The 19,036-nt window shown below is 67.2% G+C and carries 17 protein-coding genes and 1 pseudogene; 17 read left to right on the top strand and 1 reads right to left on the bottom strand.

What is annotated here, in order from left to right; translation table 11 throughout:
* The first annotated feature begins 310 nt into the window (after positions 1-310).
* From fusA to AC1DGC_RS13995, 10 genes and pseudogenes are all read left to right on the top strand, one after another.
* The gene (fusA, locus tag AC1DGC_RS14040) at positions 311-2,353 is read left to right on the top strand and encodes an elongation factor G (RefSeq protein ID WP_478048161.1); all 2,043 of its coding nucleotides are present in this window, start codon (positions 311-313) and stop codon (positions 2,351-2,353) included.
* Between the two features lie 317 nt (positions 2,354-2,670).
* A pseudogene (locus tag AC1DGC_RS14035) lies at positions 2,671-5,376 on the top strand (autotransporter family protein).
* A gap of 147 nt (positions 5,377-5,523) precedes the next feature.
* On the top strand, positions 5,524-6,444 hold the full coding sequence (locus AC1DGC_RS14030; protein WP_478048160.1) for a M14 family metallopeptidase: 921 nt from the start codon (positions 5,524-5,526) through the stop codon (positions 6,442-6,444).
* A gap of 501 nt (positions 6,445-6,945) precedes the next feature.
* Positions 6,946-7,404, top strand: coding sequence for a pilin (locus tag AC1DGC_RS14025; RefSeq protein ID WP_478048159.1), 459 nt, complete (start codon positions 6,946-6,948; stop codon positions 7,402-7,404).
* A 172-nt stretch (positions 7,405-7,576) separates the two neighbouring features.
* Positions 7,577-8,029, top strand: coding sequence for a pilin (locus AC1DGC_RS14020; RefSeq protein WP_478048158.1), 453 nt, complete (start codon positions 7,577-7,579; stop codon positions 8,027-8,029).
* 129 nt (positions 8,030-8,158) lie between these two features.
* On the top strand, positions 8,159-8,842 hold the full coding sequence (locus AC1DGC_RS14015) for a hypothetical protein (RefSeq protein WP_478048157.1): 684 nt from the start codon (positions 8,159-8,161) through the stop codon (positions 8,840-8,842).
* A gap of 3 nt (positions 8,843-8,845) precedes the next feature.
* Positions 8,846-9,391: a GTP-binding protein gene (locus tag AC1DGC_RS14010; RefSeq protein WP_478048156.1), complete on the top strand. Its 546-nt coding sequence runs from the start codon at positions 8,846-8,848 to the stop codon at positions 9,389-9,391.
* Positions 9,384-9,788 carry a roadblock/LC7 domain-containing protein gene (locus AC1DGC_RS14005; protein ID WP_478048155.1) on the top strand — a complete coding sequence of 135 codons (405 nt, stop codon included), beginning with the start codon at positions 9,384-9,386 and terminating at the stop codon, positions 9,786-9,788. The genes AC1DGC_RS14010 and AC1DGC_RS14005 overlap by 8 nt, the downstream gene beginning before the upstream one ends.
* Before the next feature lie 49 nt (positions 9,789-9,837).
* Positions 9,838-10,200, top strand: a complete 363-nt coding sequence (locus AC1DGC_RS14000; protein WP_394161934.1) for a hypothetical protein — start codon at positions 9,838-9,840, stop codon at positions 10,198-10,200.
* A gap of 122 nt (positions 10,201-10,322) precedes the next feature.
* Positions 10,323-10,775, top strand: a complete 453-nt coding sequence (locus AC1DGC_RS13995) for a pilin (RefSeq protein WP_478048154.1) — start codon at positions 10,323-10,325, stop codon at positions 10,773-10,775.
* Positions 10,776-10,880: 105 nt separating this feature from the next.
* On the opposite strand, the gene AC1DGC_RS13990 is transcribed toward AC1DGC_RS13995, so the two are convergent.
* Positions 10,881-11,411: a hypothetical protein gene (locus tag AC1DGC_RS13990; protein WP_394161938.1), complete on the bottom strand. Its 531-nt coding sequence runs from the start codon at positions 11,409-11,411 to the stop codon at positions 10,881-10,883.
* Between the two features lie 382 nt (positions 11,412-11,793).
* Between AC1DGC_RS13990 and proP the strand changes: the two genes are divergently transcribed.
* The 7 genes from proP (at position 11,794) to AC1DGC_RS13955 (ending at position 19,035) form a co-directional block, all read left to right on the top strand.
* The gene (gene proP, locus AC1DGC_RS13985; RefSeq protein WP_394161940.1) at positions 11,794-13,281 is read left to right on the top strand and encodes a glycine betaine/L-proline transporter ProP; all 1,488 of its coding nucleotides are present in this window, start codon (positions 11,794-11,796) and stop codon (positions 13,279-13,281) included.
* A 79-nt stretch (positions 13,282-13,360) separates the two neighbouring features.
* Positions 13,361-13,963 (top strand): hypothetical protein, encoded by a 603-nt coding sequence (locus AC1DGC_RS13980; RefSeq protein WP_478048153.1) that lies wholly within the window; start codon positions 13,361-13,363, stop codon positions 13,961-13,963.
* Positions 13,964-14,229: 266 nt separating this feature from the next.
* Complete coding sequence (locus AC1DGC_RS13975) at positions 14,230-16,857, top strand: fimbria/pilus outer membrane usher protein (protein WP_478048152.1); 2,628 nt, start codon at positions 14,230-14,232, stop codon at positions 16,855-16,857.
* A 2-nt stretch (positions 16,858-16,859) separates the two neighbouring features.
* Positions 16,860-17,408, top strand: a complete 549-nt coding sequence (locus AC1DGC_RS13970; RefSeq protein WP_478048151.1) for a fimbrial protein — start codon at positions 16,860-16,862, stop codon at positions 17,406-17,408.
* A 3-nt stretch (positions 17,409-17,411) separates the two neighbouring features.
* A complete protein-coding gene (locus AC1DGC_RS13965) occupies positions 17,412-17,948 on the top strand; it encodes a hypothetical protein (RefSeq protein WP_478048150.1) in 537 nt (178 codons plus the stop codon).
* Positions 17,945-18,496 (top strand): fimbrial protein, encoded by a 552-nt coding sequence (locus AC1DGC_RS13960; protein ID WP_478048149.1) that lies wholly within the window; start codon positions 17,945-17,947, stop codon positions 18,494-18,496. The genes AC1DGC_RS13965 and AC1DGC_RS13960 overlap by 4 nt, the downstream gene beginning before the upstream one ends.
* An 8-nt stretch (positions 18,497-18,504) precedes the next feature.
* Positions 18,505-19,035: a fimbrial protein gene (locus AC1DGC_RS13955; protein WP_478048148.1), complete on the top strand. Its 531-nt coding sequence runs from the start codon at positions 18,505-18,507 to the stop codon at positions 19,033-19,035.
* The last annotated feature ends 1 nt before the right edge of the window (position 19,036 follow it).

The raw sequence follows: 19,036 nt of genomic DNA, 5'->3' as shown, positions 1-19,036 counted from the left end.
GAATGCGCGCATCCACCCGATTCCGCCGCCATGACCTCGATGCCGCTCCTGACGTTTTTTACCCAGACCCGCGCAAGCGCGGTACGGGCGCGTCTGCCCTGCGGCTCATCAGGCGGTTGACCGGTTTCCGGTCACCCTGAAAGACCCCAGACAGAGCGCCCAACCGGGCGCTCTTTTCGTTTCAGCGCTTCATGACCCATGCAAAGGAGAACGTGCCATGCACCAGATCGCCGAGCCCCAAACCTGGCCGCACGCCCGTTAGCCAACGGCGGCGTGCGGCTCCTCGATGTTGGCGATGAGAGCAATCACCATGAACACCACGACCCACACCCTTTCCCACTGGCGCAACCTGGGCATCATCGCCCACATCGACGCCGGCAAGACCACCCTCACCGAACGCCTGCTGTGGAAAACCGGCGAGATCCGCCGCGTCGGCGAAGTCCATGATGGCGCGGCCACCACCGACTTCTCGGCGATCGAACGCGAGCGCGGCATCACCATCGGCGCGGCGGCCGTGCAGGCGCATTGGGCGCCGCGCGGCGGCGAGGACCATCGGCTGACCCTGATCGATACCCCCGGGCACATCGATTTCGCGATCGAAGTGGAGCGCTCGCTGCGCGTGCTCGACGGCGCGGTCGCGGTGTTCTCCGCCGTCGATGGCGTACAGCCGCAGTCCGAGACCGTCTGGCACCAGGCCCGCCGGCATGGCGTGCCGCTGATCGCCTACGTCAACAAGATGGACCGCATCGGCGCCTCGTTCGAACGCGTGCTGGCCCAGTTGCAGGACAAGCTGCAGGCGCGTCCGTGGGCCGTGGGCTGGCCGCTTGGCGATGAAAACCACTTCCACGGCTGGGTCGATTTCATCGCCCGGCAGGTGGTGGAATGGGACGACGCCGGCAACCCGACCCGCAGCGACTGGACCGCCGAACAGCAGGCGCAGTGGCAGCCGCATCGCCTGCGCCTGATCGAGGCGGTCGCCGATCACGACGACACCCTGGCCGATGCCTGGCTGGCGGGCGCGGTGGTGGACGATGCCGCGCTGCGCGCCGCGCTGCGCCGGGCCACGCTGGCGGGCGCCGGCGTGCCGGTGCTGGCCGGCGCTGCGTTCAAGAGCAAGGGCATCGACACGCTGCTGGATGCGATCGTCGACTTCCTGCCGTCGCCGCTTGACCGTCCTGCGGTGGTGGCGACGCGTGGCGGGAGCGAGGTGCGGTTGCCGCCGGACCCGAACGGGCCGCTGGCCGCGCTGCTGTTCAAGATCACCCACCAGGCCCATGCCGCATTGAGTTTCGTGCGGGTGTACTCGGGCACCTTGAAGGTGGGCGACCAGGTGGCCAGCTCGCAGCACGCACAGGGCCGCCGCATCAGTCGGTTGGTGCGGGTGCAGGCCGACCAGACCCGCGACATCACCGAGGCGGTTGCCGGTGACATCGTGGCGGTGATCGGCTGGAAGGATGCGGTGAGCGGTGAAACGCTCAGCGCGCCATCTGCGCCGCTGCTGCTGGATACCATCCATGCCCAGCACGCGGTGCTGGCGTGGCGGCTGGGCGCGGAGAAGGCGTCCGACCTGATCCGGATGAGCCAGGGCCTGTCGAGCCTGGCGCAGGAAGACCCCTCGTTCCGCGTCGCTACCGATGCGGTGACCGGGGAAACCCTGATCTGGGGCATGGGCGAGCTGCACCTGGAGGTGATGGTCGAGCGCCTGCGCAGCGAGTGGAACGTGCCGGTCAAGGTGGGCGCGCCCCGCGTGGCCTACCAGGAAGCCCCGGCGCGGGCGGTGCAGGGCGTGGAAGGCAAGGTCGTCAAGCAGACCGGTGGCCAGGGCCAGTACGCCCGGGTGCTGGTGGATGTGACGCCCACCGGCGACGACGCGGTGCGCTTCATCGACCGCACGGTCGGTGGGGTCATCCCGAAGTCGTTCGTGGCGGCGGTGGAGAAGGGCGTGCGCGCGGCGCTGGAAGAAGGGCCGCGTGGACATCCGGTGGTCGGGATCGAGGTGGTGCTGACCGACGGCCAGACCCACGCCAAGGACTCCTCGGAGATGGCCTTCCACCGGGCCGGCAGCGAGGCGCTCAAGGCGGCACTGGCCACGGCAGGCACCCGCCTGCTGGAACCGGTGATGGAAGTGGCCATCCACGCGCCGTCGGGCAATGTCGGCGACGTCGTGGGCGACCTCAACCGGCGCAGCGGGCGGGTGGCCTCGATCGAGGACCATGGCGCGCAGGTGGAGGTGGTGGGCTATGCGCCGCTGGCGCGGCTCGCCGGTTACACCACCGCGCTGCGCTCGCTCACCCAGGGAAGGGCGACCAGCGACATGCGCTTCAATGGCTATGAGGAAGTGCAGGCGGCTTGATGGGGGACGGCCGGCCGTGGGTCGGCTTGGACATCACCCTCCGCTGATGAAGAAGATGAAGGGGCCGGGAAACCGGCCCCTTTTTCGTGGGCATTTACGCCAAATGAACCGGGCGACGCCGCGCCGCGCATTTCGTATTAGTTGTATTGGGCCCGGCACGCACATCCGGACAATGCGCCACAAAGGAGGTCGGGCGCGACATGCGGTTGCGTGCGGTTTCCTCGCCCTTCGCCCGCCCGTGATACCCGGTTGCCGCTTTCGCAGGGCATCGCACCCCGCGATGTCTGCGTGGCGCGGCGCTGCCCCCCTTCTTCTGGATGCCTCCCATGAGTGCTCCCTCCCTGCGTGGCAACACGTTGTGCCTGGCCGTCGCTGCCGTCCTCGCGGTATCCCTGGCGCCGATGGCGGCCGTCGCTGCCGAGACCGTGATCATTCGTGACGCCGAGCTGGAATTCATCCAGCCGGTTACCTACGGCCACGCGGAAATCTACGACTCCCGGGTGATCAATCACGCCAGTGGCAGCGGCGCTGGCCGCGAAGCCGTCCGCATTGATCGTGGCAACCTGCGGATGGAGCGCACCGAGGTGGTCACCCGCGGCGATGAAATGAGCGCGTTGTCGTACTACGGCGCCGAGTACTACAACAATGGCGTGGTCCATGACGCGGTGATCGTGGATTCGGATTTCCGTACCAGTGGCGACAAGGCGGTCGGACTGTTGTTCAGTTCGACAACGTTCGACAGCAGCACGGGTGCGTTGGACAAGGTCGGCCAGATCACGGTTCAGGGCAGCACCGTGAGTACGACCGGCGTGCAGTCCCACGCGATGGGGGTGGCCGGGGTCAATGCGGTGGACGTGACCGGCACGCAGTTCACGACGGCCGGGCAGGGCGCTGCGGGTGTCAGCATGATGGGCGGCATCCTCGCCATGCGCGAGGGGTCCAGCGTGACGACCACCGGCGATGGCGCGCACGGTATCCACGCGCGTTCGATGCGCTGGAGCACCAGCGGCAGACCGGGCGTGGTTTACCGCGCCGACGTTACCCTGGTCGACAGCACGGTGACCACCTTCGGCGCTGGCAGCGTCGGCATCCTGGCCGGCTACCAGGACAACGGCACGCCGGTCGGCATCGGCGCGCGGCTGCGCCTGCAGCACGCCGGCGTGAGGTCGGCGCAGAGTCACGCGGTGCAGTTCCTGCGCGGCCAGGACAACACGCTGGACCTTGGCGCCGGCAGCGTGCTTGATGGGGGCGATGCGGTGGTGTTTGCCGGCGAAGCCGATAGCATCAGCCGCGTCACTGCCACCGATTCGTCGTTGATCGGCCGCGGCGCGCAGGCGCTGGTGGCCGACAACGGTGCGCGCCTGGACGTGCAACTGGACAACAGCGACGTCCAGGTGGCGGGCGGCATGGGCCTGGCGCACGCGCGCAATGGCGGCGCCATCGACATCCACGCCACCGGCTCGCGCCTGCAGGGCAGCGTGCAGGCTGACGAAGGCGCGTCGCTGGCCGTGCAGCTGGACAGCAGCCGCTGGAATGCGTGGGGCCCGTCGCAACTGGACCAGCTCAGCCTGCGCAACGGCAGCGTGCTTGCGCTGGGTGCCGGCAGCGTCGGCGACCGCCTGATCGTACGCGGTGATCTGCGGATCGACGACAGCACCCTGGCGTTCGACAGCGCCCTGGGTGATGACGGCTCGCCGACCGACCATCTGTGGGTGAAGGGCGATACCGCCGGGCGTGGCGCGGTCGTGGTCAACAATGCAGGGGGCCGCGGCGGCCAGACCGTGGATGGCATCCAGCTGATCCGGGTGGATGGGCAGTCCGCCGCCGCGCTGACCCTCGCCGGCCGTGCCGTCGGTGGGCAGTACGAGTAATTCCTGTTCAAGGGCAGCCACAGCGATCCGGCTGACGGCCACTGGTACCTGCGCTCGGAACTGCAGCCGGAGACCGATCCGTGCGCGACCGATCCCACGGCGGATGGCTGCACCGCGCCGTCGCCGGACCCTTGCCTGGCTGACCCCGGCCTGCCGCAATGCATCGACGAGACGCTGGAACCGGAGCTGCGTCCGGAGCCGGAAACCGGTCCCGCACCGCAGCCCGTGCTTCGCCCGGAGCCCGGCGCCTACCTGGCCAACCAGCGCGCGGCAGTGCAGATGTTCGCTTCGACGGCGCAGGATCGTGAGGCGGCGCGCGGCGGCAGCGAGCGCGGCGCATGGGCGATGGTCAGCGGTAGTCGCGCCCGCTACGGTGCCGTTGCCGATCAATTGCACGTGCGCGGGGACAGCGCGGCGCTCCAGGTGGGCACGGATGTACTGGACTGGGGGCAGGTCGGTCGCGGCCAACTGGGGGTGATGGTGGGCAGCGGGCGCGCCACCAACACCAGTGCCTCGCGCCTGACCGGCTACCGCGCCCACGGTAAGGTCAGCGGCCAGGTCGTGGGCGTATACGGGCAGTGGCGGCAGGCGGCGGGCAGTGACCGTGGCCTGTACGCAGGCGCCGCGCTGCAGCACGCACGCTTCGACAACAGCGTGCAGGGTGAGGCATTGCGCAAAGAACGCTACGACAGCCGCGGCACCGCGGCGTCGGCCGAGGTCGGTTACGCCTTCGCACTGGTCGACAGCGGCGCGCGCGCGCTGTACGTGCAGCCGCAGGTGCAACTGCGCCATACCGCCTTCGATGCCGACCCGCATACCGAAACCAACGGCACTGTGATCGATGGCGCGGAGGCCGATGGCCTGAGCAGCCGGGTGGGCGTGCGGGTGTTCGGTCATGCCAACACCGCCGGCCACCACCGCGTGCAGCCATACGTGGCGGTCGACTGGATCCGCGAAAGCGGCGACAACCGCCTGCGCTTCGATGGCGAGCGGGTGGCCGGTGGCGTGCCGCGCGACCGGGTTGAGGCGTCGGCCGGTGCGCAGGTGCGCCTGGGGTCGCGGTGGAGCGCATGGGGCGACGCGGGCTGGCAGCGCGGCGATGGGGGGTACCGGGAAGCGACGGCCTCGTTGGGGCTGCGCGCCGCCTGGTGAGCCGGCGCCACGGGTTCGCCCGGGTTGGCTGCAGCGTCCAGCTTGGCGGCGCCGGGCAGCCTGGCCCGCGGCCGGTCGGGTAAGCGGAGCTGGGCGCACAGGGATAGAATAGCCGGCTGCACCGTATTCGATCTTTGGAGCCGCTTGATGACCACCGCGCATTTCTACCCGATCGGCACCCCCGGCCAGCCCTGGGGTGACGCCGAGCGCGCGCAATGGCGGGCGGCACAGCAGCGCCAGCGCAGCTACCACGATGACGTGGTGGCCGCGCTCGAACGCCTCGGCGAACGCTTCGAGGTGGTCCAGTACGGCCAGCTCGACTACGCGCCCGATCACTACCCGCTGTTTGCCGTGGTCAACCAGGACTGGGATGCCACGCTGCCGACTGCGCTGGTCACCGGGGGCGTGCACGGCTATGAAACCAGCGGCGTGCATGGCGCGCTGCAGTTCCTCGACGAAAACGCCGAAGCCTACGCCGGCCGCATCAACCTCATCGTTGCGCCGTGCGTCAGCCCGTGGGGCTATGAGCGCATCCAGCGTTGGAATCCCGACGCGATCGATCCCAACCGCAGCTTCCGCGAGGGCGGCCTGATCGAAGAGGCGCGTGCGTTGATGCAGTGGGTGGTCACGCGCGGCGACACCCTGCTGGTGCACCTGGACCTGCACGAAACCACCGACAGCGATCTGCACGAGTTCGACCCCGCGCGCTGCGCACGCGACGGCAAGGTTCTCGTGCCAGACATCATTCCCGATGGTTTCTACGTGATCGGCAACAGCGAAGACCCGCAGCCGGCCTTCCAGCGGGCGCTGATCGCAGCGGTGGAGAAGGTCACCCATATCGCCCCGGCCGATGCCAACGGCGAACTGATCGGCATGCCGCTCCAGTCCAAGGGCGTGGTCTGGGGCGAGTCGCGTTCGATCGGTGCCTGCGCCGGCTTCACCGATGCACGCTTTGCGACCACCACCGAGGTCTACCCGGACAGCCCGCGTACCACGCCGCAGGAATGCAACGACGCGCAGGTGGCGGCGGTGTGTGCCGGACTGGATTTCGCGCTGGCCCAGCGTTGAACGGCGCCTGACAGCGTACCCGGGCGATGACGGCGAGGCCGCTTCGTCCCGGCCTTTCCTGGGCGATCAGCGCTGCCCCTGTGCGAGGCGTTATGGCGGCCTCTTGATATCGCGTGCAGGGCCGGTACAGCGGTAGTTTCAGGAGATTGCCCGCATTATCCGCCGTGCGCTGCTCCGGGGCCGGCGGTTCTGAATCCATGACCGCGCCCACACAGCCGGCGACCACGCCCGGCCATGGCGGCACCCCATCTGCGGCCTCCGGGGCTCAGCGATGCCGGCCAGCACGCGGCATCTGGGCCACAGGCTGAGTGTCGACGGCGGCGGATACACGCAGCCCTGCGAGCATGGGCAGTCGATCGTCGGCAGTCTGTATTACGTCGTAGATACAACTCTTCGCAAAGCACAGGCATCGCCGCCGTTTCGTAGATGTTGCATGGCGCATCCCGCGCAGGGATGGTGTGCTGGACGCCTCTCCAACTTCCTGTTGCTGAAAGGCTTCCCATGCGTACCCGTAGCATCCCGCACTGCACCCAGGCCGCGTCCCAGCGCGGATTCACCCTGATCGAACTGATGATCGTGGCGGCCATCATCGCCATCCTGGCGGCGATCGCGCTGCCGCAATACCAGGATTATGCTTCCCGGGCGCAGCTTACCGCTGCACTGGCCGAGATTGCGCCGGGTAAGCTCGGCCTGGAAATGCATCTGGCTGAGCATGGAAGGGTGCGCCTGCCCGCAAATACGCCGACCGCCATCGGCTTGCCCATGTCGAGCAGCCGCTGCGAGACGATTCTGTTCGAGGCGAGCGCGCCGTTTTATGGGTATGTCCATGGAAAGGTGACGTGCGCGCTGAGGGAGACGTCCCGGGTGCGTGGCACGCTTACCCTGGATTACGCTGGAATGAAGTGGACCTGCTCCAGCACCATCGCCAATCAGGACCTTCTGCCGACGTCGTGCAGATAGGCTGATCAGGCGCGATGCCGCAGATGCAAAAACTAGTAAAACGCGGCCGATACGGCCCCTTTGAAACAACTTGCATAGCAGTGGTGGGGCCGGGAATGGTCTCCTGTGCCCCGGCCGATCCGTGGTGCTTTAACGGGTCACGCCACCTACTATCGTTGCTCAAAGGACATGTATGAACTTCCGTAGCCAGACGCGCTTCAGCACGGCTTCGCGCCAGGGTGGCTTCACCTTGATCGAATTGATGATCGTCATCGCGATCATTGCCATCCTCGCCGCCATTGCGCTGCCGCAGTATCAGAATTACGCAAGCAAGGCCAAGGTCGGTGCCGCACTCGCCGAGCTCTCGCCAGGCAAGATTGGCGTCGAGACGAGCGTGCTCGATGGGGTGGGGGTGACGACGGCTGCGACGGTAGGTCTGCCGGCAAGCAGCGACGCATGCACTGCCATCAAGGCGACCTTCACCGAAGCTGGCGTCGGCGAGCTTGTGTGCGAATTCAAGCCCGGATCGAAGATCCAGGCGGTAGATAAGCTGAGGCTTACGCGTGACGCGGACGGCGTGTGGACGTGCACCAGCACGGTGCTCCCCGCAGACCTGCGGCCGCCGAGCTGCCGCGACGCCCCCTGATCACTCAGGGTGCCAACGGCAGGATGCACCCCGCATCCTGCCTCTCGTTGCCGACGACATCGTGTCGGCCACAGCACAGACAACCCACGCGACAGCGCAGCAAGGCCGCGTTGTCGCCGCCAAGTATCCATGACCCGCTTCCGCCAGATTCCTTTTACGCCAGATCCGGGCGCCGCCGAACCGGTGTTCGCTCCGCTGGGGTTCGTGCACCGGCTGCGTCAGCGCCTGGCGGCCGAAAAGGTGCCCCAGCTTCACCTGCAGTGCGCCGCCGTCGTCCTCGACGAGAACGCACTGTGCTGGTTGAACATTCAGCAGGAGCTGGTGATGGTATCCGAACCCGCAAGCATTGCCCTGAAGCAATTGGAGCTTGCGCTGGGCACCCGGCCGGGGCGGCTGAGTCTGGAGCCCCTTGCCCGGGACGCCTTCGATATGCAGTCCAAGTACACCAGGACCACGCCGATGCGGCCGTTGTTGTGGCAGACCGGTTTGAACGTGCTGGACGGCAGCGCACCGATGCCACCATTGTCCACGGATAGCTGTCTGCAGCTGCGCCGCTGGCCGGACTTTCGCGTGCTGGCCCATCGCCACGATGACTTCCGCATCTGTGCGCTGCTGATCAAGCGGGGGCTGACCGTGCGGGACGCGTGCGATGCATTGAATCTTCCGCAGAGCCAGGTGCAGGCGTTTTTCAACGCCGCCTATCTCAGCGGCTATGCCCTGCCTGTTCTTGCGACCGATGCGCCCACGATTCCGCCCAAGGCGGGGCGGCTGGCCACGTTATGGCGCGATGTACGGTCCCGCTGGAGCCAATAAGCCATGCAGGAATACAAGATTGTCTTGCTTGGGCCGATGGGTGCCGGCAAGTCCACGCTGGTCCAGGCCCTCGCGGGCGGGCAAGTGGTCAACACCGACGTGCGCAACAGCGACCCGGCCGCAGAGCAGGCGTCGACCACAGTGGTCATGCACTACGGCGATGTTCGCCTCCCGGGGGGCGATCGGCTGCGTCTGTACGGCACCGCCGGCCAACGACGGTTCGCGTTCCTGTGGCCGATCCTGCTGGAGGGTGCCAGCGGTGCGATCGTGCTGGCAGATGCAACCAACGAGGCCACACGCACCCTGGCGATCAGCCACCTCGAGGCCATTGCGGGCCACAGCCCGTCTCTGCCGGTGGTCATCGGTTTGACCAGGCAGGACAGCTTCTCCGTGTCGCAGCTCGGTGACTGCGGGCACTGGCTGCAATCGGTGGCCCCGCTGCTGCCTGCGATTCCCGTTGATCCACGCAAACCGCAGCAGGTGCTCACGCTGATGGATGTGCTGATGAGTCAGATCGAATGCGAGTTGTTGGTGCAGGCCCTTGACTGACACGCGCCCACATCACGCGGCCTATCCGGCACTGGATAGCCATCTGACCACGCTGGTAGCTGATGTCACCGGCGTGCACTGCGCGGTGGTGGCCAGCATGGATGGCTTCGCACTGGCGCAGCGGGGCGGGCAGGCTGATACCGCGGACCGCCTGGCCGCGATGACCAGTTCAATGCTCGCACTGGCTACCGCGCTGGGGCGGGAGCTGGAGATCGGTGCGTTGGAAACGCTGATCCTGGATGCCGAACGCGGCAGCGTGCTGATGCTGGCCGTTCCCGGCGAACCGCCCAGCCTGCTGATGGTCGCCTGCGCCGACGCGTGCGTCATGGGCACCGTGCTTTGGCACGCCAGGCGGTGCGTGCGTGGCATCGCCACCGCAGCAACGTTCAATACCTGACGGGTCACACCGTCGAATCCTCCCCATTTACAACCACTCAGAGAATCGAATGAACACTTCAATCAATAAATGCCTGGACACCCTGATGCAGATCAACGGCGCGCAGGCGGTGGCCCTGGTCGACTACGACAGCGGCATGCTGCTCGGCGAGGCGGGCTCGGGCGTGGACATGGAATTGGCCGCGGCCGGCAACACCGAGGTGCTGCGCGCCAAGATGAAGACCGCCGAGGCGCTCAAGCTCAACGACAGCATCGAAGACGTGCTGATCACGCTGGGCCGCGCGTATCACGTGCTGCGTCCGGTGGCGGCCAAGAAGGGCCTGTTCTTCTACGTCGTGCTGGACCGTCAGAAGTCCAACCTGGCGCTGGCCCGGCGCATGGTGCTGGACGTGGAAACCTCGCTGTCGCTGTAAACGGCGGCATTGGGGTGGGGCAGCCTTGGCCGCTAGAGGGTTGGGCGGCCATGGCGATTTATTGCGGGCCAGCCTGTGATTGAGGCATATCGCAGGCTGCCTGGACATGGGGGAAGTACGCAATGGTCACTGCTACGACACTGCGGCGTGCAGCACGCGGCTTTACATTGCTGGAACTGATGATCGTTGTGGGCATCATCGCGATTCTTGCCGCCGTCGCGGTTCCGGTGTACGACGACTATCGTCGACGCGCGATGTTGACAGCGATGGTCGCAGAGATTTCGAAAGCAAAGATACCCAGCGAGTTGCGCATCATTGAGAACGCGCCGTCCACATCGGACCCGGCGGACGTAGGGCTGTTTCCGTCCGCGACGTGTGAAAGGGTTGGTTATTCCTACACCGGATCGAATGGAACTTCATTCATAAAGTGCTACAACGGCCAACAATACGCCTCACTTACCCACCGAGGTGGGTTCGCGGGGTCTGGGATCTGGGAGTGTGTTTCCGGCTATGGATGGGTCGAAGGGTCCGGCTACAGACCCTGGGCGCCAAGTGGCTGCCAGGCGGGGCAGTGACATTGATCTGCGGATGGGTCAAGGCGTGTCGTGTCAGGGCGGCGGAGGATGCTGGGCATGCGGGACCACCCGAGGCGCGGGAATCGCTTCCCGCGCCCGTCGGCCTTACTGGATATCCCCGTACGCGCAGCCCACGGTCACCCAGCCGGGCGAATAACTCAGGTCCACCAGCACGCGTACGTTGCGGTTGTCGCTGAGCGGCTTGCGGAAGTCCATTCCCTTCCAGCCGTAGGTCGCTTCCATCGCGGCCTGGTCCGGGCGCGGCGCCATGCCGCCGATGCGGTCCACGATCGCCTTGCCGCGGGCAAGTTCCTGGCCCGGGGTGACCTTGAAGGCAAGCAGCATCTCGGTGGTGCTGGACAGGTGCACGAGGTCGGAGGTTTCGCCCCAGGCGGTGACGGGCGCATCGCTCTTCCACAGGCTCAGGGCCGCATCACCGGAGGCGTCCGAGCCGGCGTGGGCGAAGTCCTGCACGTCCTCGGCGTTGATGCGGTCGGTGAACGCGGCGACCTCGGCGGCGGTGAGCTTGCATTCGAGCAGGCGCGACAGCGTGGATGCGGTGCTGTCCTGGGCGATGGCGGCCGCAGGCGCGAGCAGGCCGAGCAGGGCGCACAGGGTGGTGGTCTTGATGGACATGAAGCCTCGATGGGTTGGGTGTTCGTGCTGTGTGTGCCGGGCGCACGTTCCGTGTGAGCACGTCGCCGCGGCCGACGAATTCTGCCCGATTTCCCGCTGTTTTTGCATGCGTTGAAGGGCTGCGCTCGGGTGGCGTGAAGATGCGATAAAGATCACATTTTGGATGTGTAGTATCATGGCGCGCTTGATCATTGCCTCGGGCCGTTGCCCGTCTCTCGGTCATCCTTCCTGCAGCGCCGTGGAATTCCACGCGGCCGTCCGGGATCGCCTGTTGCCACCCCTCTTCGCGCATCGTGCCGCGTTCTTCCGGAGGCGGTTCTTTCCTGTGCCGTGCGCGGGACCTCGGGCGTGGTGATGGCCATGCTTACAGGAGAAAGCACCCATGCAGGACCGCCACGCCGCACATGCCCATTTCGGCTGGTTCAAACGCCGCCGCCAGGTACAGGTGGACGAAGTCACCGTGGTCGACCGGCCGATGCTGAAAAAAGCCGTGGGCGCCGCCGCGCTCGGCAACGCGATGGAGTGGTTCGATTTCGGCGTGTACGGCTATATCGCCGTTACCCTGGGGCAGGTGTTCTTTCCCTCCAGCAATCCCACCGCACAACTGATCGCCACGTTCGCCACGTTTACCGTGGCCTTCCTGGTGCGGCCGTTGGGCGGGCTGGTGTTCGGTCCGCTGGGCGACAAGTACGGACGGCAGAAGGTGCTGGCCTTCACCATGATCCTGATGGCGCTGGGCACCTTCAGCATCGGGCTGATTCCCTCCTACGACCGCATTGGCCTCTGGGCGCCGGCGTTGCTGCTGCTGGCACGGCTGGTGCAGGGCTTTTCCACCGGCGGCGAATACGGCGGCGCGGCCACCTTCATCGCCGAGTACTCCACCGACCGCAACCGCGGGCTGATGGGCAGTTGGCTGGAGTTCGGCACGCTCGGCGGCTACATCGCCGGCGCCGGCACGGTGACTGCGCTGCACATGGCGCTGAGCAGCGCGCAGATGCTGGACTGGGGCTGGCGCATCCCGTTCCTGGTGGCGGGCCCGCTGGGGCTGCTTGGCCTGTACATGCGCATGAAGCTGGAGGAGACCCCGGCGTTCCGCGCCTACGCCGAAGAAGCCGAAAAGCGCGACCACGCGCGTCCCGGGCTGGGAGCGTTGTTCCGCGTGCACTGGCCGCAGCTGCTCAAGTGCGTGGGCCTGGTGCTGGTGTTCAACGTCACCGATTACATGCTGCTGACCTACATGCCCAGCTACCTGAGCGTGACCATGGGCTATGCCGAGAGCAAGGGGCTGCTGCTGATCATCATCGTGATGCTGGTGATGATGCCGCTCAACGTGGTCGGCGGGCTGTTCAGTGACAGGCTCGGCCGCCGCCCGATGATCATCGGTGCGTGCATCGCGCTGTTCGCCCTGGCCATCCCGTGCCTGAAGCTGATCGGCACCGGCAACGATTGGCTGATCTTCCTGGGGCTGATGCTGTTGGGGCTGGCCCTGGTGTGCTTCACCAGCTCGATGCCGTCCACGCTGCCGGCGCTGTTCTACACCCCGGTGCGCTACAGCGCGCTGTCCATCGCCTTCAACGTGTCGGTGTCGCTGTTCGGTGGCACCACGCCGCTGGTCACCGCGTGGCTGGTGGAGCGCACCGGCGACCCGCTGGTGCCGGCGTACTACCTGATGGGTGCGGCGGTGATCGGTGTGATCACCATGCTGTTCGTCAACGAGACCGCGCGCATGCCGCTGCGTGGCTCGCCGCCGGCGGTGGCCAGCGAGGCCGAGGCGCGTGCGCTGCTGCGCAGCGATGCGCCGATGACCGTGGACAGCGCCCAGCCCACGCTGCCTGAAGCGGCGGTGCCGGACGAGGCGCGGCCGGCGTAACCAGGGCGCCAGGATGGCGGCGGTCGCGCGCGCGCCCGCCGTTGGCGCATACTGGGCCCAATTCACCAGGAGCTGGACCATGACACGGAATGTGATGGGGCGCGTTCTGCTCCTGTTGGCTGCCTTGCCCGCCACGGGGACTGTGCTGGCCGGTGATCGGCCGACATTGGACGCCGCGCGGCGTGCCGTCGCGGCGACGCTCGATATGCTCCCGCCCGACGACATCGTGTTCGATTACCGTCCGGTCGACATCCGGGTTGCCGACCTCGACGGCGCGGGCACCCGCGGCATCGTCTATACGTACACCGCGACCACGTCCGGCTCGACCGGCAGTCGACCCAACGAACTGGTGGTGATGACCGCGCTGCGACCCGGGGACCGGCGAGGACAGTCGCCGTATCCCGGCAACGTGCCATCGGATGACCGGACGTTCGCGATCCTCCGCGAGGTGGGATACGCCGATGACGTGTCGGTGCATATACCCGGCGAGCTCACCGGGCTCGAGGTGGTGGGTGGGGAGATTCGGGTGCGCTTCGAGAGTCGGCTTGAATCGCCCACCTGCCAGCGCGCGGCCGTCACCGCCGGCGGTGAGCCGCGTGCCAGCGACTGCCCGCCACCGGGGCCGCACCTTTGGCGCTATCGCTGGACACCGGGGCAATTGACGCGCGTCGCGCGCGATTAGTCCGTCACCGTGGCCGGTGGTGCCGCAGGGTAGGGCGCGCCGATCAGGTTGGACGCGTCCGGAGCCGGTGCCCGATTCGAGGATCGGTGGGCCGCGATCCTGAATGCTCGCCAGCATTCGTCGGCGTCGTGAATCCGGTTTGCCCGATTTGAAACTAGTTGCATGGTGCACCGGATGGGCTGCCAGCATTCTGCACGCTCCTCTCCGACCCCCTCCCGTCCTGAGCGGGTGGCAAGCCTGTGCCCTCTCTACGTTTCCCTCTCCCCGTGCGCCATCCGCCCTCGGCGCGCCTGCGTCGCCCGGGCGCGCGCATCAGCGCGCTGGCGGCGGCGCTGGCGGCCTGCTCGCAAGGAATTGCATGGGCCGGCGGCAGCGGCGCGCCGATGGAGTTGGACTTCAATGCCGACTTCCTCATGGATGGGGCATCCGGTGCGGACCTGGAGCGCTTCCGGCACGGCAATCCCGTCGAGCCCGGGCATTACGACCTGGACGTGCATCTCAACGACGCGTTTCTGGGCCGGCACGGCATCACGTTCCATGCCGGTGCAGACCCGCTGCGTGCGCAGGCGTGCCTGCCCCAGGCACTGCTGCGCGAAGGCGGCGTAAAGGCCGAGCACCTGGAAGAAGATGACGCCGGCTGCGTGCCCCTGACCCGCCGTGTGGAACACGCGCAGGCACACTTTGATACCCACGCGCTGCGCTTGAACCTGAGCGTGCCGCAGCAGGCGATGGAGAGTCAGGCCCGCGGCACCGTCAGCCCGGCACACTGGGACGCGGGCGTCACCGCCGGCATGCTTGATTACGACCTCAATGCGCAACGCAGCGGAACCGGCATCGCCGCCTATGCCGGGCTGTCGTTCGGTCTCAACCATGGGGCGTGGCGGCTGCGCCATCGCGGCAGCTGGCGGCGGCATGAGGGGGACAGCGGCTACCAGGCCGCCCACACCTATCTGCAGCGCGACATCGAGCGCTGGCGCAGCCAGTTCCTGCTCGGCCAATCGATGACCAGCGGCGAACTGTTCGACAGCATTGCCTTCACCGGGGTGCAGCTGGCCAGCGATGAGCAGATGCTGCCGGACGCGCTGCGTGGCTATGCGCCGCTCATCCGCGGTATCGCCCGCTCGGCGGCGACGGTGACGGTGCGGCAGGGCGGCTATGTGATCCACGAGATCCGCGTGGCGGCCGGACCGTTCGTGATCGATGACCTGTATCCCTCCAACTACGGCGGCGATCTGGAGGTGGTGGTCACCGAGACCGACGGCAGCGATCAGCGTTTCACCGTGAATTTCGCGGCCGTTCCGCAGGCGCTGCGGCAGGGGGTGTGGCGTTACAGCCTGGCCGCTGGCCGGCGGCGCACCTTCAGCAGCCGCGACGGCATGTCCGATCCGGTGTTCGCCCAGGGTACCTGGGGCCGCGGCATGAACAACTGGCTGACGCTGCTCGCCGGTGCGCAGGCGACCGAAGGGTATCAATCCGTCTTGACCGGCGCGGCGATCAACACGCCCATCGGCGCGTTTGGCGCTGATGTGACCCAGTCACAGGTGGCACTGGCTGGGCAGGGGATGCGCCGCGGCAGCAGTGTGCGCGTGAACTACCAGCGCCACATGGCCAGCACCGGCACCAATGTCGGCCTGGCCACCTACCGCTACAGCAGCCGCCATTTCGTGACCCTGGAAGAAGCGATGCAGTGGCGTGCCCAACCAGCGCAGGACGCGGGTGCGGCCATCCTGCAGCGGGCCAAGCGCCGCATCCAGCTGGATGTCTCCCAGCAGCTGGGCACGCGCTCGTCGGCGTTCGTGCGGGCCAGCCACGTCAGCTACTGGAACGCGACGCCGGCGCAGACCGATTATCAGATCGGCATCCAGAGCAGCTGGAAGCGCGTGAGCTGGAGCTTGAGTGCGATGCGGGTACGCACCAGCGGCGGCCGCCATGACGACCGCGTGCAGGCACAGTTCGAACTGCCGCTGGGCCGCGCCGAACGACCGGTCGCGGTGAGCCTGTCGATGACGCGCGAGCAGGGCGGCACGGGCCAGTACGCCAACATGAGCGGCCGCGCGCCGGGCACGCTGCCGGTGGACTATGGTGCCGGCCTCTCGCGGGCCGCCGACGGCAGCCGCAGCGGCCACCTCTCTGCCCAGGTGCAGACGCCGGTCGCGCGCGTGAGCGCCGGCTACATGCGCAGCGAACACGATCAGCGCGTTACCGCCGGCGCGGCGGGCGCAGTGGTACTGCACGGCGGTGGCATCAATCTTGGCCCGTCGCTGGGCAGCACGTTCGGCATCGTGCGGGTCGAGGGTGGCATGGGCGCACAGGTGGGCATCAATGGGGCGCGCGTCGGCCGCAACGGCTACGCACTGCTGCCCAGCCTGAGCCCTTATCGGTGGAACGAGGTAACCATCGGCTCGGACGGGCTGTCGCTGGACCTCACGCTGCTGCAGAACAGCCGCCGCGTCGCACCGACCGCGGGGGCGGCCGTGGCGCTGACGTTCGAGACCCGTCAGCAGCACGCGGCGTTCGTTTACGTGACGCATCCCGATGGCAGCGCACTTAGCCACTTCGGCAGCCAGGTGTATGACACCGAAGGCGCCGTGGTGGGGGTGGTCGGCCAGGGCGGGATTCTGCATCTGCATGCGCCGATCAACGGCTGGCTGACCGTAGGCACCGGCACCAAGGTGCAGTGCGCGATGCAGTTCAGCCAGGCGGCGGTCCGCCAGGACCGCGGCCAACGATGGTCCGAGGCGGTCTGCCAGGACGCTGCGGGCCCTGCCGGGGAGGATCACCTCGCGCCGGAACATCCCTTGCCCACCATGCCCGACCCCAGCGACCGACCGGCACAGACGCCGTCCCTCACTCCATCCCTCACTCCATCCCCTATGTCCGCAGGTACATCATGACCATGACCCTTTCCCCCACGTTCCTTGGTGGCGTACTCGCAGTGCTCTGTCTCGCCGCGAACCCCGCGGCGGCACAGAGCCGCGCCACCGCCAATTTCAGTCTGACCGGCCAGATCGAGGCGGGTACCTGCGCGATCACGGCGGTGAACCGCACGATGAATACCGTGCCGGCCAGCGACTTCCCCAATGTCGCCGCGACCCCTGGCGGCGCAACGACCAGCTTCGATACCTTCAACCTGGCCTTGACCGGCTGCAGTGGCGTGACCGGCGCCACCATCACCTTCGGCGCCACGGGCGATGCCGCCGACGGCCAGACCGATGCGTTCAAGAACAAGGCCGCGACCAATCCAGCGCCGAACACCGGCCTGCTGCTGAAGGAGACCAACTGCACGACAGGTGCAACGGTGACACCGGGCAAAACCCTGAGCCGCACCTTCGTCACCGCCACCCACAACGTGCCGCTGTGCGCGCAGTACTACAAGCTCGCGGGCGGGCTGGTCACCAAGGGCGCGATCAGCACGGCGTTCACCCTGACCGTGACGTTCCTGTAAGCCATGGGTGCGCTGCTTCGACCGTTGATACTGCTCGGCCTGCACCTGCCAGGTGCTGCGCTGGCGCAGGCCGCGCCGACGGCGAGCTTTGCCATGGGCGGACAGATCGAGGCCGGTACCTGCGCGGTCGGCTCTGTGGTGCAGACCATGCCCGACGTGGCGGCCAACGTGTTCTCCCAGAACGCCTCTGGCAGTGCCGGCGTTGCATCGAGTTTCACCCCGTTCGTCCTCTCGCTGACCCGGTGTGCCGGTGTGCTGGGTGCATCGTTCGTGATGGGGAGCAGCGCCGATGCCGAGCCTACGCATACCAATGCATTCCGGAACAAAGCCGCGGATGCGGCACCGTTCACGTCGATCTGGCTGAAGGCGGGCACCTGCACATCGTCCGCCACGATCACACCGGGGGTGGCGTTTTCGCGCGACTTCTCGACACCGGAGTACGACCTCGCGCTGTGCGCGCAGTACCACAAACATCGCGGCGGCCTGGTCACCCAGGGCGCCATCAGCACCGATTTCACCGTGACGATCACCTACCGATGAGGATTCTGATCCCCCGCCTGTGTCTGCTGCTCCTGCCTGGGCTGATCACGGCCGCGCCCGTGTGCGCGCAAAGCACCGGCACCGCCAACATCGCGCTCACCGGGCAGGTCCAGCCGGGCACCTGCACGGTGGCGGCGGTCAATGAACGCTTTCCAACCGTCATGGCGAACACGTTCAACCCCAATCCCGCAAGCGAGAACAGCAATTCCGCCAGCTGGCTACCGTTCAATCTCACATTGACCGGTTGTGCAGGCGTGACCGGCGCAACGCTGGTGTTCGGGACAGCCGCAGATGCAGAGCCATCCCGCGCGTCGATGTTCCGGAACAAGGCTACGGCGGATGCCGCACCGTACGCGGCTATCTGGCTGCGGCCCACCACCGATTGTGCCACTGGCGGAACCATCGCGCCAGCCGGTACGCGCAACGAAACCATCAGTGGTGCCACACACCAGGTTCCGCTATGCGCGCTTTACGTAAAACTCGCCGGCGGCGTCGTTACGCGCGGGGCGATCAGCACGCTCTTCACCGTCACCATCACCTACCGATGAGGCTCAACATGAACATGTTTACTGTGCTGGGCCTGCTCACGCTTGTACTACCGCTGCCCGCAGTGGCGCAGACCCTCTCCACCGCACGGATCGACCTCAACGGCACGGTGCAGGCCGGGACCTGCACGGTCGCGGCGGTGACCAAGGCCATGCCGACGGTCGGTGCGGACGCGTTCCCGCAGACCGCCGCCGGGAAGGGCGCCGCCGTCGCCAGCTATACCGACTTCAGCATCAACCTGACCGCGTGTTCCGCGGTCACTGGCGCGACCTTCGTGTTCGGGACCGATGCCGACCGCCACGACACAGAGCGGGACAGTTTCAGGAACAAGGGCACCGGTGGCTCGCCCTACATTGCGATCTGGTTGCGCGGTACCTGCAGTGGTGGCCCGACGTATCAGCCTGCGCAGTCGGTGTCCCGCACGTTCTCGACCGCCACGTATACGTTCCCGCTGTGCGCGCAGTACTACAAGACGGCGGGCGGTCTTGTGACCCAGGGCCCGGCAAGTACCAGCTTCATCGTCACGATCACGTATCAATGAG

Source organism: Stenotrophomonas sp. 05N37, from assembly GCF_056397365.1.
Note: the sequence above shows the minus strand (reverse complement) of the source record. Positions and strands in the feature narration are given on the sequence as shown.